This window comes from Acetatifactor aquisgranensis, assembly GCF_943193215.1.
Classification (GTDB): Bacteria; Bacillota; Clostridia; order Lachnospirales; family Lachnospiraceae; genus Acetatifactor; species Acetatifactor aquisgranensis.
The window spans coordinates 115,160-135,965 of sequence record NZ_CALPDH010000011.1; the positions used below are offsets into that span (position 1 = coordinate 115,160).

Genomic DNA, 20,806 nt, shown 5'->3' on the forward strand with positions numbered 1-20,806 from the left:
ATTCCACTGCCCGCTTCATCAGCGGTACGTCTCTTCTCTACTGCCTGTCAATCTTATAGCCTACGCCCCACACTACTTTCAGATATTTGGGATTCTTCGGGTCAATCTCGATTTTCTCCCGTATGTTCCGCACATGGACCATGATTGTGTCCGTGTTCACTGCCTTTTCGTTCCAGATGCGCTCATAAATCTCGTCCGCCGAGAAGACCCTCCCCGGGTTCTTGATCAAAAGCTGCACAATCTTGAATTCCATAGGAGTCAGCTTCACCGGCTCACCGTCCACGCTCACTTCCACAGTATCCTCATTGAGTTCCAGGCCGCCGATGGTGTAAACATGGTCTTTGTTTCCGTCTTCTTTTAAGGCAGACAGATATTTGGAATATCTGCGCAGATGGGAATTGACCCGCGCCAGGAGCTCCAGCGGGGTGAAAGGCTTCGTCACATAGTCGTCCGCCCCCATATTCAGCCCCATGATTTTATCCACCTCTTCCGACTTGGCCGACAGCATGATGACGGGGAATTCATACTCTTTGGACCGCAGCTTCATCAGCATGGTGACTCCGTCCATCACAGGCATCATGATATCCACGATTGCCAGATGTACCTCCTCCCGCTCCGCCACCGCAAGGCCCTCCGCGCCATTGGCGGCCTGATATACCTCATATCCCTGGTTCCGCAGATAAATTTCGATGCCCTCCCGAATCTCCTTGTCGTCCTCTACCACTAAGACGTGATACTTTTGTTCCATTCGATGTCCCTCCGGTTTTCATTGCGGACTTCCCTGGCTGCGGTCTGTGACATCAGTACCGGAAGCTGCCGGCCCTGTAGCAGTCCGGCGTGCTGCCCAAGCTGTGGCCTAGCCCTCCGGCAGCAGCCGGATATTCCGCTTTTTCTGTATTGCGTCTTCCGCAATAACACTATTATAATAATGAACCGCTTTTAAAGCAACAGCTTCTTCGCGGTAGAGGGTACCTTTTTGATACGCGTTCCTTGACATCTCCTCTGCATCATATGTACAGGCTCCGTTCAGGAACTTTGTCACTCTGGCGGCATACTCCCCGGTATCCTCCCCAGTCAGGATGCCGTTTATCCCATCGTCTACCAGGTCCTCCACGCCGGATGCCCTCACGGCAATCACGGGCGTGGCTCCTGCAAAGGCTTCCAGCACTACGATACCCTGGGTCTCTGTCCTGGAGGCGAACAGGAATGCGTCCGCCGCCTTAAAATAGGCGGAAATCCGTTCATTCGGTATGGTTCCCGTAAAGACCACATCATCCCCGAGTCCCAGCTGTAAGCTTCGCTTCTCCAGGGCCTCCCTGTCCGGCCCGTCTCCCACCAGCAGCATCCGGAACGGCTTTCCGTAAAGGCTCTTCATCCGGGCCAGGCTCTCCAGCAGAAATGCCACATTCTTCTCATTGGCCATTCTGGATACTGTCAGTAAAAGCGGCATTTCCACTGCGCCGTACTGTATACGTATCCGCGCCGCCCGCTCATCGCTTACCTGAAAATTCTCCTGCTCAATACCTGTGGGCAGGACTCCGATTCTATCCTGAGGCACATGGCAGGTATCCGTAAGGTACTGCTGCATGCCTGCGGTGGGCGCGAACACGAAATTGCAATGCTTCAAAAAGGTGTGCAGGTACAATGGCATGACTTTCTCCAGCCTGCAGATTCCCTTTGTATAGCAGCGGGCGTACTGTTCATATCTGGTATGGTAGGTGAACACCAGCGGGATATGGAATTTCCGGGACAGGCGCACCGCCGTTCTGCCAATGAGCATGGGATGGTGCACATGAATGATGTCATAATCATTTTTGCGGAATTCCTGCTCTATCCTTGCGTCGAAAGGGTTGGGGAGCACGATTCCTCCGATGAAACGCTTCATACAGGTGGCATAGCGGAACACATTCTCCTCGGCAGGATCCTTTTCCATCTCCTGCTGTTCTTTATAGGTAGGCGCGAAAATCGTCACCTCATGCCCCAGCTCCTTAAGCCCTCTGGCCAGCCGTTCTATGGAGATGGGCACGCCGCCCATGACTGGTTTATAATTGTTCGTCATCAATGCGATTCTCATTGTGCGCCTCCTCTCAAGCTATCCCGAAAATCTGAAAGATTTTTTCACCCATCACATACCCTGCCCCTACGAACACGAAATTCCATATCAGGATCCCGCAGGCGGAGCTGACGATGTATTTGGTCAGATTCATTTTAATGATGCCTGCCGGAATGGACACGATGGTGCGGATCATGGGAATCAGCTTCCCCAGGAACACACCGACGCATCCCTTTCTCCTGATCCATTCCAGGTTTTTCTCCAGAGCCTCTTTCTGTTTGGGAAATTTTCTAGTGTAGGCGTTCAGGAACAGCTCGCCGCCCTTACGCCCCAGCACATACAGAGCCAGGCTTCCCGCAAGACCTGCCGCCACCGTTATCACCATCACCCAGAAAAAATTAATGTTCCCTCTGGATGCCATGATGCCCGAGAGCGGCATGATAATCCCGGCAGGAAAGCCCGGAAGATTCAGATATTCCAGAAATACGATTACGAATATGGCGATTGCCCCGTATTTGGTAAAGTAAAAAGTAATTGACGATAAATCCATAGTTTTCCCTCCCGTTTCTCTCCTCAGCCGCCGGTTCCTTCAGGGGAGCAGGCTCCGCTTTTGTTAAGAATAGTATATGGAGGAAAAATAAATTGCAGGCGCAGAGTTTTCTCAAGAATTCCTAAAGATATTTTAAGGAAATAAAAAACAGTTCAATCTCCCTCTCCCGGATTCCCGTCCTCATTTTATTCTCGGGATAAGGCAGTGTGCTCCTGTTCAGGTCACTGTCAAACACAAGGCGTATGCGGATTATGTGGCCGAAGCAGATTGACACAAATGCCGTAAACTCTCAGGAGGCCCTTTATCTGAATATGCTCTCAGAAATCAACTATGCGTATCGGAATCCTGTCTTTTCTCTGAGAATACCGGCCGACAGAATGAATCTTAACTACTCCTATGTCAGCCATGTTTTCGCAAAATACTGTAAGAGTTCTTTCCCTCAGTATCTCCGTTCGCTTCGGATTGAGACCGCAAAAAAATATCTGGAGTACACAGATGATTCCATCTCTATCATTGCCAGCACATGGGGTGACGCCCGCCCATGGCGGCGCAGATATATTGCAAAATCTTGAATGATATTTGTTTTCTCTGCATTAAAGAAACCCTCCTGAAATTCTCGGAGGGTTTCTTTAATGCACAACTGTATTTTTGAACTGATTAGTTGTTGATCAGCTTGTCCTCTTCATTGTTCCAGCTGTAAAGCTTTCTGATCTCCTCGCCCACTTTCTCCGCTGGATGCTCGCCGGCCAGCTTTCTCATGGCCTTGAAGTGAACCTGTCTTCCGGCAGGAGACATATCAAGCAGGAATTCTTTCGCGAACGTTCCGTCCTGGATGTCGCTTAAGATCTTCTTCATAGCTTTCTTGGTCTCTTCGGTGATAATCTTGGGACCGGTGATGTAGTCGCCATACTCGGCCGTATTGGAGATGGAATAGCGCATCCCGGCGAAACCGCTCTGGTAAATCAAATCTACGATGAGCTTCATCTCATGGATACACTCGAAGTAAGCGTTCCTCTCGTCATAGCCGGCCTCAACCAGTGTCTCGAAGCCTGCCTGCATCAGGGCGCAGACGCCGCCGCACAGCACGGCCTGCTCGCCGAAGAGATCTGTCTCGGTCTCGGTGCGGAAAGTAGTCTCCAGCACGCCTGCCCTTGCGCCGCCGATGCCCAGCGCATATGCCAGTGCGATATCCTGTGCTTTGCCTGTGGCATCCTGCTCCACAGCAATCAGGCAGGGAACGCCCTTGCCCTCCTGGTACTCGCTTCTCACGGTATGTCCGGGTCCCTTGGGCGCGATCATGGTCACGTCCACATAGGCGGGCGGCACGATGCAGCCGAAATGGATATTGAATCCATGGGCGAACATCAGCATGTTGCCCTCCTCCAGGTTGGGCTCGATGTCTTTCTTGTAAAGGTCAGCCTGCTTCTCATCGTTGATCAGAATCATGATGATGTCGGCTTTCTTCGCGGCCTCCGCGGCGGTGAACACCTCGAAGCCCTGCTTCACTGCCTTGTCCCAGGACTTGGAGCCCTCATACAGACCGATGATCACATGGCATCCGGAATCCTTCAGGTTCAGCGCGTGCGCATGACCCTGGCTGCCGTAGCCGATGATTGCGATAGTCTTTCCCTCTAACAGGGACAGATTGCAGTCTTCCTGATAAAAAATCTTTGCCATTTTACTTTTCCTCCATTTGGTTGTTTTATTCTTCCAGCCTAGGGAAAACAAGCTTTCCCTGAGTCGAAAATACATGTGTATTCAGCCCGTCAGCCGACTGACCCGGTCAGTCGAAGCGCACCACAGGCTCCGTTCCTCTCCCCAGCCCTGCTATGCCTGTCCGGGCCAGCTCCAGGATTTCGTATCCCTCCAGCAGACCGATAAAAGCGTCAATCTTCTGCTGGTTGCCCGTCAGCTCAATCATCAGGCTCTCCGGTGCGATATCAATAATCTTCGCCCGGAAGATGTCCGCCACAGAGATGACTCCCTGCCTCTGTTCCGCGGTGGCGCGCACCTTGACCATAATCAGCTCCCGGTATACGCTCTTTTCCGGCTTCAGTTCCTTGATGTTCCGCACATCCTCCAGCTTGGCCACCTGTTTCTCAATCTGCTCCAGAATCTCGTCGTCGCCGGAAGCCACAATCGTGATGCGGGTGATGCGGGAATCCGAGGTCACCCCTGCCGTAATGCTCTCCACATTATAGCCGCGCCTGGCGAAAAGCCCTGAAATCCGGCTCAGGACGCCGGATGTATTGTTGACCAGCAACTGGAACACTTTCTTCTGCATCAAACCTCATCCTCTCTTTCTGACTCACTTATAATCCGCTCTTCTTTTGGTTTTCGTCTCACTCCAGCGGCTTCAATCCCTCGAACAGCTCGTCATAGCTTTTCATGGTATGGCATCTGCCGTAGGACAATTCCCTGTCATCGCCATATTGCAGCAAAAAGCATTTGGCCAGTTCCTCCACCGTGACCTCCAATGTGACCATGAACTGGGTGTAGGCGAAATGATAAGCACCGCTGCCCTCCTCATAGTTGGAGGTAATCAATGACTCCGTCACCTGATCCAAGGGATATAGCTTCAGATGCAGAAGCTCATGCACGATGACCTCCTCCAGATTTTCCTGTTTCGGATTCATGCCATTGAGCATCAGAACTGCTTTCTTATCCGTACAGTCCACTTTCAGGTCGCCGGTCTTCTGAAAGGAGGATTCCATGACGATTTCCAGCTTCACGTCCCAGCTTTCCTCCAAGCGCAGAATCCTGCGCCATTTTTGCAGCAGCTCATTCAGCCGCATTTCTGCGGAATGCATTTCTTCCATCTTCAAGACATCTCCTTCTTAAAATTCCTCCGCTATCATAACAAGTTCCGGACTAAATGTCAACACTAACGCTCATCCCGCGAAGCATCCCACGAAAACATCGACTTATCCAAGCTTTCCTATCATCCTAAGACACCGGGGCGTCCTCCCCTGAAAGCGCCTGCCTGAAAGCCTGCAGCTTCTCCGTCGCTCTATAGGTGATACCAACTCCGTCCTGTCCAAGTACCTCTTCAATGATGTACTGCCCTGCCAGCTTAATATAGGCATCCAGGCTGGCCCCTCCACGAAATCCATGACATAATAGGCCGTCTGGTTCTCCCCGAAGCAGCTGTGTATCCATTCAGCCTATCCTTCAAAAGCCGTCAGCCCTCGTCATTCTCCGCGCACTTGGAGAGCGCCACCGTTCCGGTGCGGGCCACCTCCACGATGCTGATGGTCTGGAGCATCTTGATCATGAGCTTTATCTTCTCCGGCTCGTCGCAGATCTGGATCATCATGAAATGCTTGGACATATCCACGATCTGGGCCTTCATGATCTCACACAGCTCCATGATCTCCCGGCGGTTGCCCTTGTTGTATCTGATTTTGATAAGCATCAGCTCCCTGGCGATGCACTGCTGCTCCGCGAAGGTCTTCACCTTGATGACGTCCAGCTTCTTGTTCAGCTGCTTCTCTATCTGCTCGATGGTGCGCTCGTCCCCACTGCTGACGATGGTCATGCAGGACACGTCGCTGTTGTCCGTCTCTCCCACCACAAGGCTGTCTATGTTGAAGCAGCGCCTGGCAAACAGGCCCGCCACCTTGCCCAGTACACCGGAACGGTTCTCCACCAGTACAGAATATATTCTTTTCTTCATAAAATATCCTCCTATCCCAGTCCCTGTCTATACCAGATCCATAGGGTCGATCACGCATTCCAGCAGCATGGACTCATCCTTTTCCAGGAATGCCTCTATGGTCTCGTCACATTTCTCCATGCTCTCCAGCCGCAGGAACGGAATGCCGTAAGCCGCGGAAAGCTTCTCCAGATCCGGGCTCCCGGACAGGTCTACCACGGAATACTGGTCCTGATAGGTGAAATGCTGGTACTGGCGCACCATGCCGAGATAATTGTTCTTCAGCACCACGATTTTCACAGGGATATGGTGCTGGCACATGGTGGCCAGCTCCATCATGGACATCTGGAAAGAACCGTCCCCGCAGACCGCCACAACCTGTCTGTCTGGCTCAGCCACTTTCACGCCCATGGCGGCAGGAATGGAATAGCCCATGGTGCCCATGCCGCCTGTGGTGAAGAATTTCCCATTCCGCACTTTCACATAGCCGCAGGACCAAATCTGGTTCTGCCCCACATCCGCCACATAGACCGCGTCCTCCTGCATCTTCTCCGTGAGCCGCATGATGAATGCCGCGGGATCCACATAGGCAGGATCAGGATTGCGCTTCGCAGCCATTGTCCGCCGGTAGCCTTTCAGTGTCTCTATCCATTCCCCGCAATTACAGGAGAATTCCTCATTCTTCAAATCCTCAAAGATGTGTTTTGCGTCCCCTACCAGCGGGATGGTGGGGCCCGCATTCTTGCCGATTTCCGCAGGATCCACGTCGATGTGCACCAGCACCTTATTCCGGGTGATCATGTCCGGCTGGTTCACCGCCCGGTCAGCCACTCTCGCTCCCACCATAATCAGCAGATCCGACTCATTCATGGCCCGGTTGGCATAGGCTTTCCCATTATTCCCCACCATCCTGAAATACAGAGGATGGTCCGTAGGCATGACGCCGATTCCCATCATAGTGGACACCACAGGGATATTGTGGGCCTCCGCGAATAGGCGCAGTTCCTCCTCCGCTCCGCTTAAGAGCACCCCGCCTCCGGCGCAGATAATGGGGCGCTTGGCTTTCTCCAGCTCCTTTACCACCTTTTTGATCTGCACTGCATTTCCTTTGACCGTAGGCTTATAGGTGCGCAGAGAGACTGTCTCCGGGTATTTGAACTTGCTGATAGTGGCATTCTGGATATCGATGGGCACATCGATGAGAACGGGCCCCCGTCTGCCGGTATTCGCAATATGGAATGCTTCCTTGAATACTCTGGGGATGTCATTCACATTTTTCACCAGGTAGCTGTATTTCACAAAGGATTCCACCGCCCCCGTGATATCCGCCTCCTGGAACACATCACTGCCCAGAAGCTCGCTGTTCACCTGGCCGGTGATGCAGATCAGCGGAATGCTGTCCGCAAAGGCCGTGGCGATGCCTGTGATTACATTGGTGGCTCCCGGGCCGGAAGTGACCGCGCACACCCCGGGCTTTCCCGTGATTCTGGACACGCCGTTGGCCGCATGGGCCGCATTCTGCTCCGTGCGGATCAGAATCGTCCGGATGTCCGACTCCAGGATACTGTTGTAAAAAGGGCAAATGGCTACGCCGGGATACCCGAACACCGTTGTGACCCCTTCTTCCTCCAAACATTTGACAATGGCATCTGCACCTATCATGTATTTTCCTCCTCTATTCTCGTGATGCGAAACTGTCCGGAATACATACCGCAATTCTTTCTTTTCATTTGTCCGATATTTCTGTCGGCAATGATATATCAATCAGGGTGCCTATCAAATCCCAGGTATCTCGTTCCTTGAAAGCTCAATCTGCCCCTGTCTCCCTCCGCCAGCATCCCATATTCAGAACCGCTCAGGTGAAATTCCATCCTGTCGCCGCTCTCCACCTCAAAGGTAACATAATAGGATGTGGAGGAAGATGTATGGCATCCATAATCCCCGGCCGCTCCTGTATGGTGATGATGCACAGATGTTCTCCGCGAGACGACCCTGGCTTCCACCGCCAGCCTGGGAGACTGATTATTCTTGCTCCACTGGCCGATACCCCGCACGATAGTCAAAACAAACATACCGAGTATCAGAACAAACACCAGAATGAAAAATACTTCAAAAAGACCGCTGCTGAAAAAGAATCCCATGGCAACCTCCTACATCGTTCTGGTTCAAAGCCCTTTACTGCACAAGCCGCCTGGCAAGCCTGACTGCCTCCGCCGCGTCTGCAGAATAGCCGTCCGCGCCGATTTCATCTGCATACTCCTGCGTGATGACCGCGCCTCCAATCATAATCTTTGCGTCCACATGCTCTTCCTTTGCGTAAGCGATGACTTCCCGCATGCGCTGCATGGTGGTGGTCATCAGAGCCGACAGTGCGATGATTTTCGCACCGTTCTCTCTGGCGGCGCGGATGATTTCCTCCTTGGGCACATCCTTGCCCAGATCGATGACTTTAAAGCCGTAGTTCTTCAGCATCAGCGCCACCAGATTCTTTCCGATATCATGGATATCCCCTTCCACGGTGGCGATGACGACTACAGGCATGTCATCACCCTCTGTCGCTTTTAGCAGAAGCGGCTCCAGAATCTCGATAGCGTTCTTCATGGCCTCCGCGCTGGCAATCAGCTGCGGGAGGAAATATCTCCCCTTGTCGAACAGCTCGCCCACCTCATTGATGGCCGGCAGCAGCACTTCATGGAGCAGCGCCTGCGCCTCTTCCCCCTGCCTGATGGCATCTTTGGTCTGCTGCGCGATACCGGCGCGGTTGCCCTTGAGGACGGAATTGTACAGCGTTCTCCGGCAGGCGTTCTCTGCTTTCGTCACGGATGGCTTATCTTCCGCCTTTTCTCTTCCCGGCTTTCCTCCCCCATCCTTACCCGCTTCCGGCAAAGAGGCGATATCCCGGCAGTCAGAAATCTGATGGACTGCGTTTTGGCATGTGTCTCGCTTCGACACTGCCTTTTCCCTCTTTTCGGCTAACGTGCCTGCATATTCGATATAACGTATATCCGCCTCTTCTTTTGCGAGCAGCAGATCCGAGGCAAAAACGCAGCTGACCAGCAGTTCCTGTGAGGGATTGGCGATGGCCATGGTCAGCCCCTCCCTGACAGCCATGGTCAGGAAAGCCGCATTGACATATCCCCTCTCCGGCATGCCAAAGGAAATGTTGGACAGGCCGCAGATTGTGGCAAGCCCTCTCTCCTTACAATAGCGGATAGTCTCCAGCGTCTCCAGCGCCGCTTTCCTGTTGGCGCCTACGGTAGACACAAGGCCGTCCACGATGACATCCTCTTTCTTAAACCCAAGGGAATACGCCCTCTCCAGCACGGTCTCTATGATATGTATCTTTTCTTCCAGGCTCTTTGGCAGTCCCTCGTCCGAAAGAGGCAGCAGAATGAACATGGCGCCATATTTCTTCACGATGGGCAGAAGCTTCTCGAATTTCTCCGCCTCCAGCGAAACCGAATTCACCAGCGCCCTGCCGGGATAATGACGCAGCGCCGCCTCCAGTACGTCCACATGGCTGGAATCTATGGAGAGCGGCAGATGGCATACGCCTCCTACCTCCTCCAGCGCCCGCAGCATGGTCTCCTTCTCGTCGATGCCGCTCATACCCATGTTCACATCCAGAATCTGCGCGCCGCTTCTCTCCTGTTCCTCCGCGTACTCCGTCACCTTGTCGAAAACCCCTTCCCGCAGCTGTGCCTGCAGAAGCTTCTTGCCTGTGGGGTTGATGCGCTCCCCTACAATCAGGAAATTGCCGTCCAGACCGAAAGCGACTGTCCTGCGCTCTGAGGCGAGATAGCGCATCCCTTTGCTTTTTCCAGTCCTTTCAGGAACAGAGCCTGTCCCAAAACATGCATGGAGCTTTTCTATATATTCCGGCGTCGTCCCGCAGCATCCGCCCAAAACAGAAGCGCCTGCCGCCGCCAGTATCTTCATCTCTTCCACAAAGGTATCCGCATCCATATCATAACAGGTGCGCCTGTCTTTGTCCAGAACAGGCAGTCCCGCATTGGGCTTGGCGATGACGGGAACCTCCACACAGGAGACCATGTCCGCGATTACCTGTTCCATATGGGCCGGGCCCGTGGAACAATTGGCCCCGATGGCCGCAGCGCCCAGAGATTCCAGCACGATGGCCGCCGTCTTCGCATCCGTTCCGTACAATGTCCTTCCGTTCGCCTCAAAGGTCATGGTCACCATCACCGGCAGGTCACAGACCTCCTTAGCCGCAATCAGCGCCGCCCTGGCCTCCGCCAGGCTCATCATGGTCTCCACCACCAGCAGATCCACTCCTGCGTCCCGCAGAGCCGTTATCTGCTCCTTATAGACATCTATCAGCTCCTCCAGTTCCATCTCACCGACAGGAGAGAGCTGCCCTCCCGTCATGGTCAGATCCCCGGCCAAGTACACCGGCCTGCCTGCCTCCAAAGCCGCCTGTCTGGAAATGGAGACAAGTCCCTTTATCATGGGCTCAAGCCTGTCCGCCAGCCCATAGTCCGCCAGCTTGATCCTGTTGGCTGTAAAGGTGGGCACATACAGGATGTCCGTGCCTGCAGCCACATACTGCCTCTGGAGATTGCACATCACATCCGGATGCTCCAGAATCCACTGCTCCGGGCACACTCCGGAGGGCATGCCTGCCCTGACCAGATTGGAGCCTGTAGCTCCGTCCAGGTATATGTATGATTTTGCGATAGCCTCAAATTCTTTTTTTGTCATAGTATCCTCGATCCTGCTGTCTGTTCCTGCATCTTATATCCTCTGAAAATCTTAACCTTTATCATACCACAGACATAATTTAATCGTAAAGGGGTGGATTTATCCAATTTAGCAATAAAAACGGTTGCGGAAATAGGCAAAATATGGTAAGTTGGAAGAGTATTTTGTTTAAAAGGCATGAAAACGGAGGTCAAATCAATTGATAAAGAAGATATCTGTCATTTTTCCAGCGCTTTTTATCGCTGTCATACTGACCGCCTGCGGCGAGGACACCGAGCTATCCCGGTTCCGAAAAAGCATGGACGATTTCTGTACCAGAATCTCTGAAATAGACGATTCCATCAACCATATCGATGCGCAGTCAGACGCCGCCGTCACAGAGCTCCTCGACTGTCTGGACGATTTGGACAGCACTTTCCAGGATTTCGCGCAGCTGGATTTCCCTCAGGAATTTGATTATCTGGAAAATCTGGCCGATGAATCCAGCGAATATATGACAGAGGCTGTGAAAAGCTATCACGATGCCTACGGCAGCAGCAATTACGACGAGTACACCGCGGAATACGCCAAGCAGAACTATTCCAAGGCCTACAAACGAATCCAGATCATCATCTCTTTCCTCCATGGAGAAGAGCCCACGGACGCGGACCTGAGCATCGAATACCAAACCGAATGAAAACACCCATCGGCGCAGAACCGGTGGGTGTTCTCTTTCAACCCGTTATTGCAGAAGCTTAATGATTCCCAGCAGCGGAATTTCTTTGTCCTGATCCTGGAATGCATATACCACGCCCAATACGCCGCAGGCGAATGCCACGATTCTCAGAATCCATACGAACCATCTGATGATGGGGATATATCCCAGGATGAAGAGGACGATAAATGCCAGATGCACTACAAGCCCCTGATTCAAATGGAACTTCGCACCTTCCTTGTCTCCTGCAAAAAACGCCACAAACCACCCTACAATCGTCAGATAAGATACTATACCTGTCGTCTTTCTATCCATAGCCGTTTCCTCCAATTCTTTTGTTCTATTTTTTTCCATAGTCTACATAGTAATGCCCCAGAACAGCCGCAGCATATTCTTGCCGATGAAATTCAGGGCAATCAGGCCTACGCCTGCGCCCAGATACCAGTTATGGTATCTCCACCCCCTTACATGCCCGACACCCAGCCGCTCCAGCCCCTGGGTCACCATGAACCCGCCGCAGATTACCGCGGCATAGGGAATGAGCGGATGGTACCAGACAGCCGACAGCAGCCTGCCGTGAAGCAGCGCAGTCAAAGCTCTTGTCCCGCCGCATCCGGGGCAGTAGATGCCGAATACCTCATCAAAAAAACAGGGCATCCGCGGTATCCTGTTTTGAAGCGCGAAATGGTATAGTGCCCACACTCCGGCTCCCAGCCCCAGAAAGATAAGTCCGATATAAAACAGTTCTGTCTCTAATGTCCTCTTCTTGCCCATTTATGTCCTATTACATCATATCCAGGATTTCGTTAAAATAACCTGTCTGTAACATCTGGCCGATTGCCATGGCATAATAAATCGTCGAGATGACCCCCAGAATCAGGCCGATGATGGAACATACAAGGCCACCTGTACCTATGCCGTTTTTGCTGGTCTTGTTGCCCATGGCGGCGCAGATGATGCCGGCTATGCCCAGTATGACAGCCGGGACTCCGTAACAGCAGCAGGAGCATATCGCCAGAATGCCGCACACAAGTCCGGCAATCTGAAGCCCATTGGCCCCATTGTTGGAGCCGAAATCGTCAGCGCTCTGCCGATAAGGAATATTCGCTGTATAGTCCTGATAATTATTGTACTGCGTGCTCTGCCGGCCTGTTCCACTGCCAGCAGATGCCTGAGACGTATTGTCCTGACCGCCGCTGTACTGGCCCTTCTGTTCATAGTCAGACCATGCGTCACCTCCGCTCTCCGTCATTTTCGCACCACATTCTCGGCAGTAAGCCGCGTTTTCATTATCCTGGAACCCGCATATCGGACAAATCTTCTTCCCCATCGCATCATCTCCCTGATTTTTGTTTGTCTAAAGAATGTTCACTATCTTTTATTATACAATAGTGTCAGGGATATTTCCATATAAAAATGAAAATTTAAGATATAAAATATGAAAAAACGCCGCGACTTTATAATCGCGGCGTTTTCATGTCTGTTATGTCGAAATTTTTAACTTGCAGCCGTTTTCAGAATTTGCCTGCGTCAGCAGCCTCCTGCACGGCCACAGCTACAGCCACGGTAGCGCCGACCATGGGATTGTTGCCCATGCCGATGAGCCCCATCATCTCAACGTGCGCGGGAACGGAGGAAGAGCCAGCGAACTGGGCGTCAGAGTGCATACGTCCCAGCGTATCGGTAAAGCCATAGGAAGCAGGGCCTGCCGCCATGTTGTCGGGATGCAGGGTACGTCCTGTGCCGCCGCCGGAAGCAACGGAGAAGTACTTCTTGCCCGCCTCGGTCCTCTCCTTCTTGTAGGTACCTGCTACAGGATGCTGGAATCTGGTGGGATTGGTGGAGTTGCCGGTGATGGATACGTCCACGTTCTCTTTCCACATGATGGCCACGCCTTCGGGAACGCTGTTGGAACCATAGCAGTTCACCTTGGAGCGGAGTCCCTCGGAATAAGGGATTCTCTCGATTTCCTTTACTTCGTTGGTATAGGGATCGTACTCTGTCTCCACGAATGTGAAGCCGTTGATACGGGAGATGATCTTCGCCGCGTCTTTGCCCAGGCCGTTCAGGATAACGCGCAACGGCTTCTGGCGAACCTTGTTGGCTTTCTCTGCGATGCCGATAGCACCCTCTGCAGCTGCGAAAGACTCATGTCCTGCCAGGAAGCAGAAGCAGTCGGTATCCTCTTCCAGAAGCATCTTGCCCAGATTGCCGTGGCCAAGGCCCACCTTACGGGTATCCGCAACGGATCCGGGGATGCAGAATGCCTGAAGCCCCTCGCCGATTGCAGCGGCAGCCTCGGAAGCCTTGCGGCAGCCTTTCTTGATGGCGATGGCAGCGCCCACTGTGTAAGCCCAGCATGCATTTTCAAAGCAGATGGGCTGAATCTTCTTCACCTGCTCATATACGTCAAGTCCTGCGTCCTTGGTAATCTTCTCTGCTTCTTCGATAGAGGAGATACCATAGCCGTTCAGTACTTCCGTAATTTTATCAATACGTCTTTCATATGATTCAAATAAAGCCATTTTTCCTGTCCTCCTTTATCCTTTTATTATTCTTTCCTGGGATCGATAATCTTCACGGCATCGTCGACACGGCCATACTGGCCCTTAGCTTTCTCGTATGCGGTGTTGGGATCGTCGCCCTTCTTGATGAAGTCGGTCATCTTTCCAAGGTTCACGAACTGATATCCGATGATTTCATCATCCTTATCCAAAGCGATACCAGTCACATAGCCCTCTGCCATCTCCAGATAACGGGGACCTTTCTTCAATGTGCCGTACATGGTACCGACCTGGCTTCTCAGGCCCTTTCCAAGATCCTCTAAGCCGGCGCCTACAGGCAGGCCTTCCTCGGAGAACGCGCTCTGGGTACGTCCGTAGACAATCTGCAGGAACAGCTCTCTCATGGCCGTATTGATGGCATCGCACACAAGGTCAGTGTTCAGAGCTTCCATGACGGTCAGGCCGGGAAGAATCTCGGAAGCCATAGCTGCGGAATGGGTCATGCCGGAGCAGCCGATGGTCTCCACCAGCGCCTCCTGGATGATGCCCTCTTTTACATTCAGGGTCAGCTTGCACGCGCCCTGCTGAGGAGCACACCAGCCCACGCCATGTGTCAGTCCGGAAATGTCCTTGACCTCTTTCGCCTGAACCCACTTCGCTTCTTCGGGAATCGGCGCACAACCATGATGCACACCCTGAGCGACTGTGCACATTTCTTCAACTTCCTTTGAATAAATCATGTGAAATCTCCTTTCGATTATGTATGTTATTATTCATGACAATAGAAAGTCCGCAAAGCGTCCTCTCCATTGTTTGTCCATTTGGAAATTGATTCTCCATTTTGTCCTTTTTCATTCTCTCATATTTATGGGAAAAAATCTAGTATTTTTTGTAAAAATGGAGGGTTTTCCGGCTATTTTCCTTATGCCGATAATGCATTATCTTTTTTCCGTTATTTCTGCAGCCTTTTTATAGATACTTCCGGCGGGAATCACGCCCCGCACCATGGACGCGGGATAGATACTGGTATTCCGGCCGATGACGGTTCCGGGATTCAGGACACTGTTGCAGCCCACTTCCACATTGTCGCCAAGCATGGCTCCCATCTTTTTCAGGCCGGTTTCCATGAAAATGCCATCTCCTTTAACCACTACCAGCGACTTATCGCTTTTCACGTTGGAGGTGATGGAGCCGGCCCCCATGTGGGCCTTGAAGCCCAGGATGCTGTCGCCCACATAATTGTAGTGGGGCACCTGGACTTTATTGAATAAAATGACATTTTTCAGCTCTGTGGAATTGCCTGCCACGGCGCCTTTTCCTACAATGGCGTTTCCCCTGACGAAAGCACAGTGCCGGATCTCCGCGTCCTCATCTATGATCAGGGGACCGTTCAGGCAGGCCGTGGGAGCCACTTTAGCGGATTTTGCCACCCAGATACGCTCTCCGCGTTCCTCATAGATGTCTTTGGAAAGGCTCTCGCCCAGCCGGATGATGAAATCATGTATCTTCGGGAGGACCTCCCAGGGATAAGTCGCTTCTTCCAGCAATTCCGCCGCAATCGTCTCCTTTAAATCATATAATTCTGAAACCGTAATCATCTTGTTCATATTCTGTCAATCCTCCCCGGGCAGATTTTCTGCCGCTGCAACCGCTATTATACGCGCGGCCGCCAAAACTTGCCATTCTTCCTGCTGCCGGATAATCGTGCCTTCACCGGCAAGGGAAGAAACAGATGGCCTTTCATGCGAACTCAGGAAGTCTTATAGTTCGCCGCAGCCGCCTGGAATCTGTCGTGCAGCGCCCTCTGGTTGTGCAGCTGCTTGACATACTGCGTCCTGCGCCCCACAAAACCGTTCAGCTTGTCCATGTATTCTTTCGATGTGATGTCCCCCTCCGCCACCAAAGTAAGCCCTTTCTCCCAGCTGGCTGTCAGCGACGGATCCAGGAGCGCCTTGATAGAGCTTTCCACCACGTCATATATCATCTCTCCCATCAGGGTAGGGGTCAGCACCTGTGTCTTCTTGTTCAGGGCAAGGTACTCGATGTTCACCAGCTTCTTCAGGATTTCCGCCCTGGTGGCGCTGGTGCCGATGCCGCTGCCCTTGATCTGGGCCCGCAGCTCCTCGTCCTCGATGAACTGCCCTGCATTTTCCATGGTCAAAATGATGCTTCCCGAGGTATAGCGCTTGGGCGGGGAAGTCTCCCCCTCTTTCACCTCATAGGAATCCGCCGCCAGCTTATCCCCCTTTTTCAGGGCCCCCAGCAGCTTTATGAACTCCTCGTCGCACTTTATCTCGGTCTCCTCGGAATGCCTTTCTTCCATGGAATGCCTTTCTTCCATGGAATGCCTTTCTTCCATGGAATGCCTTTCTTCCATGCTCTCACCGTCTTTTGCCCTGGTATTTCCGCCTTTCCCGGCAGATTTGCCGCCAGGGGCATTGCCCGCGGCATTTCCTGATACATCCCCCTGTCCTCCGGACTGTCCCCCGGACTGTTCTCCGGTCTCACCCCCGGCGCTGTTCCCCCGGGCATCCTCACGTCCCGCCGCGGTCGTTCCGCCGCTGTCTTTCTTTACCGCCACTTTCAGATATCCCTCTTCCACCAGCACCTTGAAATTGGCAAAGAACCTTTCTTCCTTTACCCGGATGCACAGGGCGAACTTCTGATATACGGCAGGCGGATAAAAAATGCTCAGGAAACGGCGCACGATTACCTCATAGACCTTTGCGGAAAGCGGCGCGAGGCCATTCAGATTGTTCAGTCCCTGGCCGGTAGGTATGATGGCATAGTGATCCGTAATCTGCTTGTCGTTCACATATCTGGTCTTGGCGATTCCCTTAAAGCTCCCATTATTCAGGATTTCCGCCGCGAACCCGGACGCCGGTCCGTAGCCCCTCAGTCCGCCGATGTTCTTATGTATCTCCTTGGCCACTGCCGTGGACAGCACTCTGGCATCTGTCCTCGGATAGGTAACCATCTTTTTCTCATACAGCTCCTGAACTACCCGCAAAGTCTCATCGGGACTAATCTTGAAGAGCTTGGAGCAGTCATTCTGCAGCTCCGCCAGGTTGTAGAGCAGGGGCGGATTCTTGTTCTCCTTTTTCCGGCTGATGCTCTCCACCAGAATATCGCCCACCGGCGCTTCTTCCAGATGCGCGATCAGCCGCTTCGCGTCCGCCTCTTCCTTAAAGCCATTCTCCTTGTAGAGCTTTGGAGAACCATACCAGGCAGATTCCGGCGGCTGGGTTCCGGCGCCTCCCACCGCGCGCCATTCCCCCTGGAAACCCTTGTCCTGAAGCCTGAAATTCCCCAGCACCCGGTAAAAGGGAGTCTTCACAAAGGACCGGATCTCCCGCTCCCGGTTCACCACGATTCCCAGCACGCAGGTCATGACCCGCCCCACGGAAATCACGGCCTTATCGCGTTTCAGATAATCTTTTACCGCATTTCCGTACTTCAGGGTAAGCGCCCGGGAGAAATTGATTCCCATCAGGTAATCCTCTTTCGCCCGCAGGTATGCCGCGTCGCTTAGGTTGTCGTACTCCTTCAGGTCCTTGGCCTCCCGGATGCCCCGCAGGATTTCCTCCTCCGTCTGGGAATCGATCCACACCCGCTTGCGCTCCTTGCCCCTGACGCCGGACATCTGCTCCACCAGCCGGTAGATGTACTCTCCCTCCCGCCCGGAGTCCGTGCACACGTAAATCGTAGTCACGTCCGGACGCTTCATCAGGGAGCTTACAATAGTATATTGCTTCTTGGAGCTTTCGATGACTTCATATTTATATTCTTCCGGAAGGAAGGGAATCGTGTCGAAACTCCATCTCTTCAGTTTTTCGTCGTAGGCATCCGGATAGCTCATGGTGACCAGATGCCCCACGCACCATGTGACGATGGTGTCCGCCGATTCCAGATAGCCGTCCCTGGAAGCCGCATTCACTTTCAACGCATTCGCGAACTCCCTGGCAACGCTGGGCTTCTCCGCAATAAATAAATTCTTTCCCACTCTGTTTTCCTTATTTGTTCCATCATAATTTATTCTGTTACTTCTTTTCGATATATCCGCGGGCTTTCAGCAGCTCCGCGCAGAGCACAGCACCGCCCGCCGCTCCCCTGACCGTATTGTGCGACAGGCCGACAAATTTGTAATCATATACCGTATCCTCACGGAGTCTTCCCACGCTGATGCCCATGCCGTTTTCAAAATCCACATCCATCGTCACCTGGGGCCTGTTGTCCTCCTCCAGGTACTGGATGAACTGCTTAGGCGCACTGGGCAGCTGGAGCTTCTGGGGCTCGCCGCTGAAATTCACCAGCTTTTCAATCAACTGCTCCCTGGTAGGTTTCTTCGCGAACTTCACAAAGACGGCTGCGGTATGTCCGTTCAGCACGGGCACTCTGATGCACTGGCAGGTGATGACAGGGCTCTGGGCGGGGACAATGGCTCCGTCCTCCACCTTACCCCAGATGCGCAGAGGCTCTTTCTCGCTCTTCTCCTCCTCGCCGCCGATGTAAGGGATGATATTGCCCACCATCTCCGGCCAGTCCTGGAACGTCTTGCCCGCGCCGGAAATTGCCTGGTACGTGGTGGCTACCACCTCCACCGGCTCGAACTCTTTCCACGCAGTCAGCACAGGGGCATAGCTCTGGATAGAGCAATTGGGCTTTACGGCCACGAAGCCTCTCTTTGTTCCCAGGCGCTTCTTCTGGGCCTCGATTACCTCCACATGCTCCGGATTGATCTCCGGCACCATCATGGGCACATCCGGGGTCCATCTGTGGGCGCTGTTGTTGGAGACCACGGGCGTCTCCGTCCTGGCGTAATCCTCTTCTATCTTTTTGATTTCATCCTTTGACATGTCCACGGCGCTGAACACGAAGTCCACCTGAGAAGCCACGGCCTCCACTTCGTTGACATTCATCACCACCAGTTTCTTCACCGCTTCGGGCATGGGCGTGTCCATCTTCCACCTGCCGCCCACAGCCTCCTCATAGGTCTTGCCCGCCGAGCGGGGGCTTGCCGCTATGGTGGTCACCTCGAACCAGGGATGGTTCTCCAGCAGGGAGATGAATCTCTGCCCTACCATGCCTGTTCCGCCTAAAATACCTACTTTTAACTTTTCACTCATTGTCTTTCCTCCGTCCTCACTTTGTCTGGCTTTTCTCTTCCGCTAAATATTCTTTATGCTTCTCTATGACTTTCCTCATAGCCTCCGGCCCGGGCCCGCCAATGGTCAGACGCTTTTCCACACAGGTCTCAAGGGAAACAGCCATATAGATATCCTCTTCAAATTTATCGCTGATGCCGCGCAGTTCATCCAGGGACAGCCTGTCAATGGAAGTGCCTTTTTCCACGCAGTACAGCACCAGCCTGCCGATGATGCTATGGGCATCCCGGAAAGGCACGCCTTTCCCCACCAGATAATCTGCCGCGTCCGTGGCATTAGTGAAGCCGTTCATGGCGCTGGCCGCCATCCGTTCCTTTCTGAACTTCATGGTACGCAGCATGCCGGTGAACAGGGTAACGCAGTTCTCCACTGTGTCGATGGCATCAAAGGTCAGCTCCTTGTCCTCCTGCATGTCCTTGTTGTAGGCAAGCGGGATTCCTTTCATGGTGGTGAGCAGGGACATAAGCGCTCCGTAGACCCTCCCTGTCTTGCCCCGCACCAGTTCCGCGATATCCGGGTTCTTCTTCTGGGGCATGATGCTGCTTCCGGTGGAATAGGCATCGTCTATCTCCACGAACTGATACTCATTGGAATTCCAGATAATGATTTCCTCGCTGAAGCGGCTTAAATGCATCATCACAGTGGACAGCGCCGCCAGAAACTCTATCAGATAGTCCCTGTCCGACACGGAGTCCATGCTGTTCAGCGTAGGGCCCGCAAAGCCCAGCAGAGAAGCCGTGCACTCTCTGTCCAGGGGATATGTAGTGCCTGCCAGCGCTCCGGCTCCCAAAGGGCAGTAATTCATCCTCTCATAGATATCCGACATGCGCTGCCTGTCCCGCTTGAACATTTCAAAATACGCGCCGTAGTGATGGGCCAGCGTGACGGGCTGCGCTTTCTGCAGATGGGTGAAGCCCGGCATATAGGTCCCCGTATTCTCTTCCATCACGGTGAGAATCACTGTAAGAAGCTCTTTCAGCAGTCCGTCCACCTCTGTGACATGCTTTCTCGCATAGAGCCGCATATCCAGCGCCACCTGATCGTTGCGGCTCCTGCCGGTATGGAGCTTTTTGCCTGCATCACCTATACGGCGAATCAGCTCTGCCTCCACGAAGCTGTGGATATCCTCACAGGTCTCATCGATTTCCAGCGTACCATCGTCAACATCTCTACGGATTCCCGAAAGTCCCTCCAGAATTTTGTCCCGCTCCCCCTCCGTGAGGATTCCCTGCTTCGCCAGCATGGTCACATGAGCCACGCTGCCCTCGATATCCTCATGGAAAAGGCGTTTGTCAAAGCCTATGGACGCGTTGAAGTCGTAGACCATTTGGTCTGTCTCTTTCGTAAAGCGCCCGCCCCATAATTGTGCCATATTTCCCTCCGATTTTTGTCTCATTAAAAATATCTCATCAAAAAGCTGAAATATGTTTGTTACATTCTATCACGCATATTTAATTATATCA

The 20,806-nt window shown here is 52.9% G+C and carries 22 protein-coding genes; 2 read left to right on the forward strand and 20 right to left on the reverse strand.

Annotated elements, in window-relative coordinates; translation table 11 throughout:
• Positions 1-37: 37 nt before the first annotated feature.
• The 3 genes from NFS35_RS11310 to NFS35_RS11320 form a co-directional block, all read right to left on the reverse strand.
• Positions 38-748 (reverse strand): response regulator transcription factor, encoded by a 711-nt coding sequence (locus NFS35_RS11310; RefSeq protein ID WP_251207230.1) that lies wholly within the window; start codon positions 746-748, stop codon positions 38-40.
• Between the two features lie 108 nt (positions 749-856).
• On the reverse strand, positions 857-2,074 hold the full coding sequence (locus NFS35_RS11315; RefSeq protein WP_251207231.1) for a glycosyltransferase: 1,218 nt from the start codon (positions 2,072-2,074) through the stop codon (positions 857-859).
• A 13-nt stretch (positions 2,075-2,087) separates the two neighbouring features.
• On the reverse strand, positions 2,088-2,603 hold the full coding sequence (locus tag NFS35_RS11320; RefSeq protein WP_251207232.1) for a DedA family protein: 516 nt from the start codon (positions 2,601-2,603) through the stop codon (positions 2,088-2,090).
• A gap of 251 nt (positions 2,604-2,854) precedes the next feature.
• Here NFS35_RS11320 and NFS35_RS11325 point away from each other — a divergent pair, with 251 nt between their 5' ends.
• Positions 2,855-3,175, forward strand: coding sequence for a helix-turn-helix domain-containing protein (locus tag NFS35_RS11325; RefSeq protein WP_251207233.1), 321 nt, complete (start codon positions 2,855-2,857; stop codon positions 3,173-3,175).
• A gap of 85 nt (positions 3,176-3,260) precedes the next feature.
• On the opposite strand, the gene ilvC is transcribed toward NFS35_RS11325, so the two are convergent.
• From ilvC to NFS35_RS11365, 8 genes are all read right to left on the reverse strand, one after another.
• Positions 3,261-4,280: a ketol-acid reductoisomerase gene (gene ilvC, locus NFS35_RS11330; protein ID WP_251207234.1), complete on the reverse strand. Its 1,020-nt coding sequence runs from the start codon at positions 4,278-4,280 to the stop codon at positions 3,261-3,263.
• Between the two features lie 106 nt (positions 4,281-4,386).
• Positions 4,387-4,887, reverse strand: coding sequence for an acetolactate synthase small subunit (gene ilvN / locus NFS35_RS11335; protein ID WP_251207235.1), 501 nt, complete (start codon positions 4,885-4,887; stop codon positions 4,387-4,389).
• Between the two features lie 58 nt (positions 4,888-4,945).
• Complete coding sequence (locus tag NFS35_RS11340) at positions 4,946-5,422, reverse strand: hypothetical protein (RefSeq protein WP_251207236.1); 477 nt, start codon at positions 5,420-5,422, stop codon at positions 4,946-4,948.
• Positions 5,423-5,549: 127 nt separating this feature from the next.
• Complete coding sequence (locus NFS35_RS11345; protein WP_251207237.1) at positions 5,550-5,762, reverse strand: hypothetical protein; 213 nt, start codon at positions 5,760-5,762, stop codon at positions 5,550-5,552.
• 22 nt (positions 5,763-5,784) lie between these two features.
• Entirely contained in the window at positions 5,785-6,279 is a 495-nt protein-coding gene (gene ilvN, locus NFS35_RS11350; protein WP_251207238.1) for an acetolactate synthase small subunit, read from the reverse strand.
• Between the two features lie 27 nt (positions 6,280-6,306).
• On the reverse strand, positions 6,307-7,920 hold the full coding sequence (gene ilvB / locus NFS35_RS11355; RefSeq protein WP_251207239.1) for a biosynthetic-type acetolactate synthase large subunit: 1,614 nt from the start codon (positions 7,918-7,920) through the stop codon (positions 6,307-6,309).
• Between the two features lie 98 nt (positions 7,921-8,018).
• Positions 8,019-8,399, reverse strand: coding sequence for a DUF2500 domain-containing protein (locus tag NFS35_RS11360; RefSeq protein WP_251207240.1), 381 nt, complete (start codon positions 8,397-8,399; stop codon positions 8,019-8,021).
• Positions 8,400-8,433: 34 nt separating this feature from the next.
• The gene (locus NFS35_RS11365) at positions 8,434-10,980 is read right to left on the reverse strand and encodes a homocysteine S-methyltransferase family protein (RefSeq protein WP_251207241.1); all 2,547 of its coding nucleotides are present in this window, start codon (positions 10,978-10,980) and stop codon (positions 8,434-8,436) included.
• Positions 10,981-11,179: 199 nt separating this feature from the next.
• Between NFS35_RS11365 and NFS35_RS11370 the strand changes: the two genes are divergently transcribed.
• A complete protein-coding gene (locus NFS35_RS11370) occupies positions 11,180-11,656 on the forward strand; it encodes a hypothetical protein (RefSeq protein WP_251207242.1) in 477 nt (158 codons plus the stop codon).
• A 45-nt stretch (positions 11,657-11,701) separates the two neighbouring features.
• Here NFS35_RS11370 and NFS35_RS11375 read toward each other — a convergent pair whose 3' ends face one another.
• The 9 genes from NFS35_RS11375 to argH all read right to left on the reverse strand — a co-directional run bounded on the left by NFS35_RS11375 (position 11,702) and on the right by argH (position 20,715).
• Positions 11,702-11,989 (reverse strand): hypothetical protein, encoded by a 288-nt coding sequence (locus NFS35_RS11375; RefSeq protein ID WP_251207243.1) that lies wholly within the window; start codon positions 11,987-11,989, stop codon positions 11,702-11,704.
• A 42-nt stretch (positions 11,990-12,031) separates the two neighbouring features.
• Positions 12,032-12,448 (reverse strand): DUF2752 domain-containing protein, encoded by a 417-nt coding sequence (locus NFS35_RS11380; protein ID WP_251207244.1) that lies wholly within the window; start codon positions 12,446-12,448, stop codon positions 12,032-12,034.
• 10 nt (positions 12,449-12,458) lie between these two features.
• Positions 12,459-13,004: a DUF4190 domain-containing protein gene (locus tag NFS35_RS11385; RefSeq protein ID WP_251207245.1), complete on the reverse strand. Its 546-nt coding sequence runs from the start codon at positions 13,002-13,004 to the stop codon at positions 12,459-12,461.
• A gap of 184 nt (positions 13,005-13,188) precedes the next feature.
• The gene (locus NFS35_RS11390) at positions 13,189-14,199 is read right to left on the reverse strand and encodes a GGGtGRT protein (protein ID WP_251207246.1); all 1,011 of its coding nucleotides are present in this window, start codon (positions 14,197-14,199) and stop codon (positions 13,189-13,191) included.
• Between the two features lie 26 nt (positions 14,200-14,225).
• A complete protein-coding gene (locus tag NFS35_RS11395; protein ID WP_251207247.1) occupies positions 14,226-14,918 on the reverse strand; it encodes an iron-sulfur cluster assembly scaffold protein in 693 nt (230 codons plus the stop codon).
• A 198-nt stretch (positions 14,919-15,116) separates the two neighbouring features.
• A complete protein-coding gene (locus NFS35_RS11400; protein WP_251207248.1) occupies positions 15,117-15,785 on the reverse strand; it encodes an LbetaH domain-containing protein in 669 nt (222 codons plus the stop codon).
• Positions 15,786-15,928: 143 nt separating this feature from the next.
• The gene (locus NFS35_RS11405) at positions 15,929-18,181 is read right to left on the reverse strand and encodes a DNA topoisomerase (RefSeq protein ID WP_251207249.1); all 2,253 of its coding nucleotides are present in this window, start codon (positions 18,179-18,181) and stop codon (positions 15,929-15,931) included.
• Positions 18,182-18,218: 37 nt separating this feature from the next.
• A complete protein-coding gene (gene asd, locus NFS35_RS11410) occupies positions 18,219-19,304 on the reverse strand; it encodes an aspartate-semialdehyde dehydrogenase (RefSeq protein ID WP_251207250.1) in 1,086 nt (361 codons plus the stop codon).
• A gap of 16 nt (positions 19,305-19,320) precedes the next feature.
• Entirely contained in the window at positions 19,321-20,715 is a 1,395-nt protein-coding gene (gene argH / locus NFS35_RS11415) for an argininosuccinate lyase (RefSeq protein WP_251207251.1), read from the reverse strand.
• Positions 20,716-20,806 lie beyond the last annotated feature (91 nt).

Bases quoted from the DNA above. Each gene is read 5' to 3' on its own strand.
- NFS35_RS11365 (WP_251207241.1), bottom strand. From the start codon at position 10,980: ATGACAAAAAAAGAATTTGAGGCTATCGCAAAATCATACATATACCTG.
- NFS35_RS11325 (WP_251207233.1), top strand. From the start codon at position 2,855: ATGTGGCCGAAGCAGATTGACACAAATGCCGTAAACTCTCAGGAGGCC.
- NFS35_RS11345 (WP_251207237.1), bottom strand. From the start codon at position 5,762: ATGGATACACAGCTGCTTCGGGGAGAACCAGACGGCCTATTATGTCAT.
- NFS35_RS11385 (WP_251207245.1), bottom strand. From the start codon at position 13,004: ATGGGGAAGAAGATTTGTCCGATATGCGGGTTCCAGGATAATGAAAAC.
- NFS35_RS11395 (WP_251207247.1), bottom strand. From the start codon at position 14,918: ATGATTTATTCAAAGGAAGTTGAAGAAATGTGCACAGTCGCTCAGGGT.
- NFS35_RS11360 (WP_251207240.1), bottom strand. From the start codon at position 8,399: ATGGGATTCTTTTTCAGCAGCGGTCTTTTTGAAGTATTTTTCATTCTG.
- ilvN (WP_251207238.1), bottom strand. From the start codon at position 6,279: ATGAAGAAAAGAATATATTCTGTACTGGTGGAGAACCGTTCCGGTGTA.
- argH (WP_251207251.1), bottom strand. From the start codon at position 20,715: ATGGCACAATTATGGGGCGGGCGCTTTACGAAAGAGACAGACCAAATG.
- NFS35_RS11375 (WP_251207243.1), bottom strand. From the start codon at position 11,989: ATGGATAGAAAGACGACAGGTATAGTATCTTATCTGACGATTGTAGGG.
- NFS35_RS11380 (WP_251207244.1), bottom strand. From the start codon at position 12,448: ATGGGCAAGAAGAGGACATTAGAGACAGAACTGTTTTATATCGGACTT.
- ilvB (WP_251207239.1), bottom strand. From the start codon at position 7,920: ATGATAGGTGCAGATGCCATTGTCAAATGTTTGGAGGAAGAAGGGGTC.
- NFS35_RS11320 (WP_251207232.1), bottom strand. From the start codon at position 2,603: ATGGATTTATCGTCAATTACTTTTTACTTTACCAAATACGGGGCAATC.
- ilvC (WP_251207234.1), bottom strand. From the start codon at position 4,280: ATGGCAAAGATTTTTTATCAGGAAGACTGCAATCTGTCCCTGTTAGAG.
- NFS35_RS11315 (WP_251207231.1), bottom strand. From the start codon at position 2,074: ATGAGAATCGCATTGATGACGAACAATTATAAACCAGTCATGGGCGGC.
- asd (WP_251207250.1), bottom strand. From the start codon at position 19,304: ATGAGTGAAAAGTTAAAAGTAGGTATTTTAGGCGGAACAGGCATGGTA.
- NFS35_RS11400 (WP_251207248.1), bottom strand. From the start codon at position 15,785: ATGAACAAGATGATTACGGTTTCAGAATTATATGATTTAAAGGAGACG.
- ilvN (WP_251207235.1), bottom strand. From the start codon at position 4,887: ATGCAGAAGAAAGTGTTCCAGTTGCTGGTCAACAATACATCCGGCGTC.
- NFS35_RS11390 (WP_251207246.1), bottom strand. From the start codon at position 14,199: ATGGCTTTATTTGAATCATATGAAAGACGTATTGATAAAATTACGGAA.
- NFS35_RS11340 (WP_251207236.1), bottom strand. From the start codon at position 5,422: ATGGAAGAAATGCATTCCGCAGAAATGCGGCTGAATGAGCTGCTGCAA.
- NFS35_RS11310 (WP_251207230.1), bottom strand. From the start codon at position 748: ATGGAACAAAAGTATCACGTCTTAGTGGTAGAGGACGACAAGGAGATT.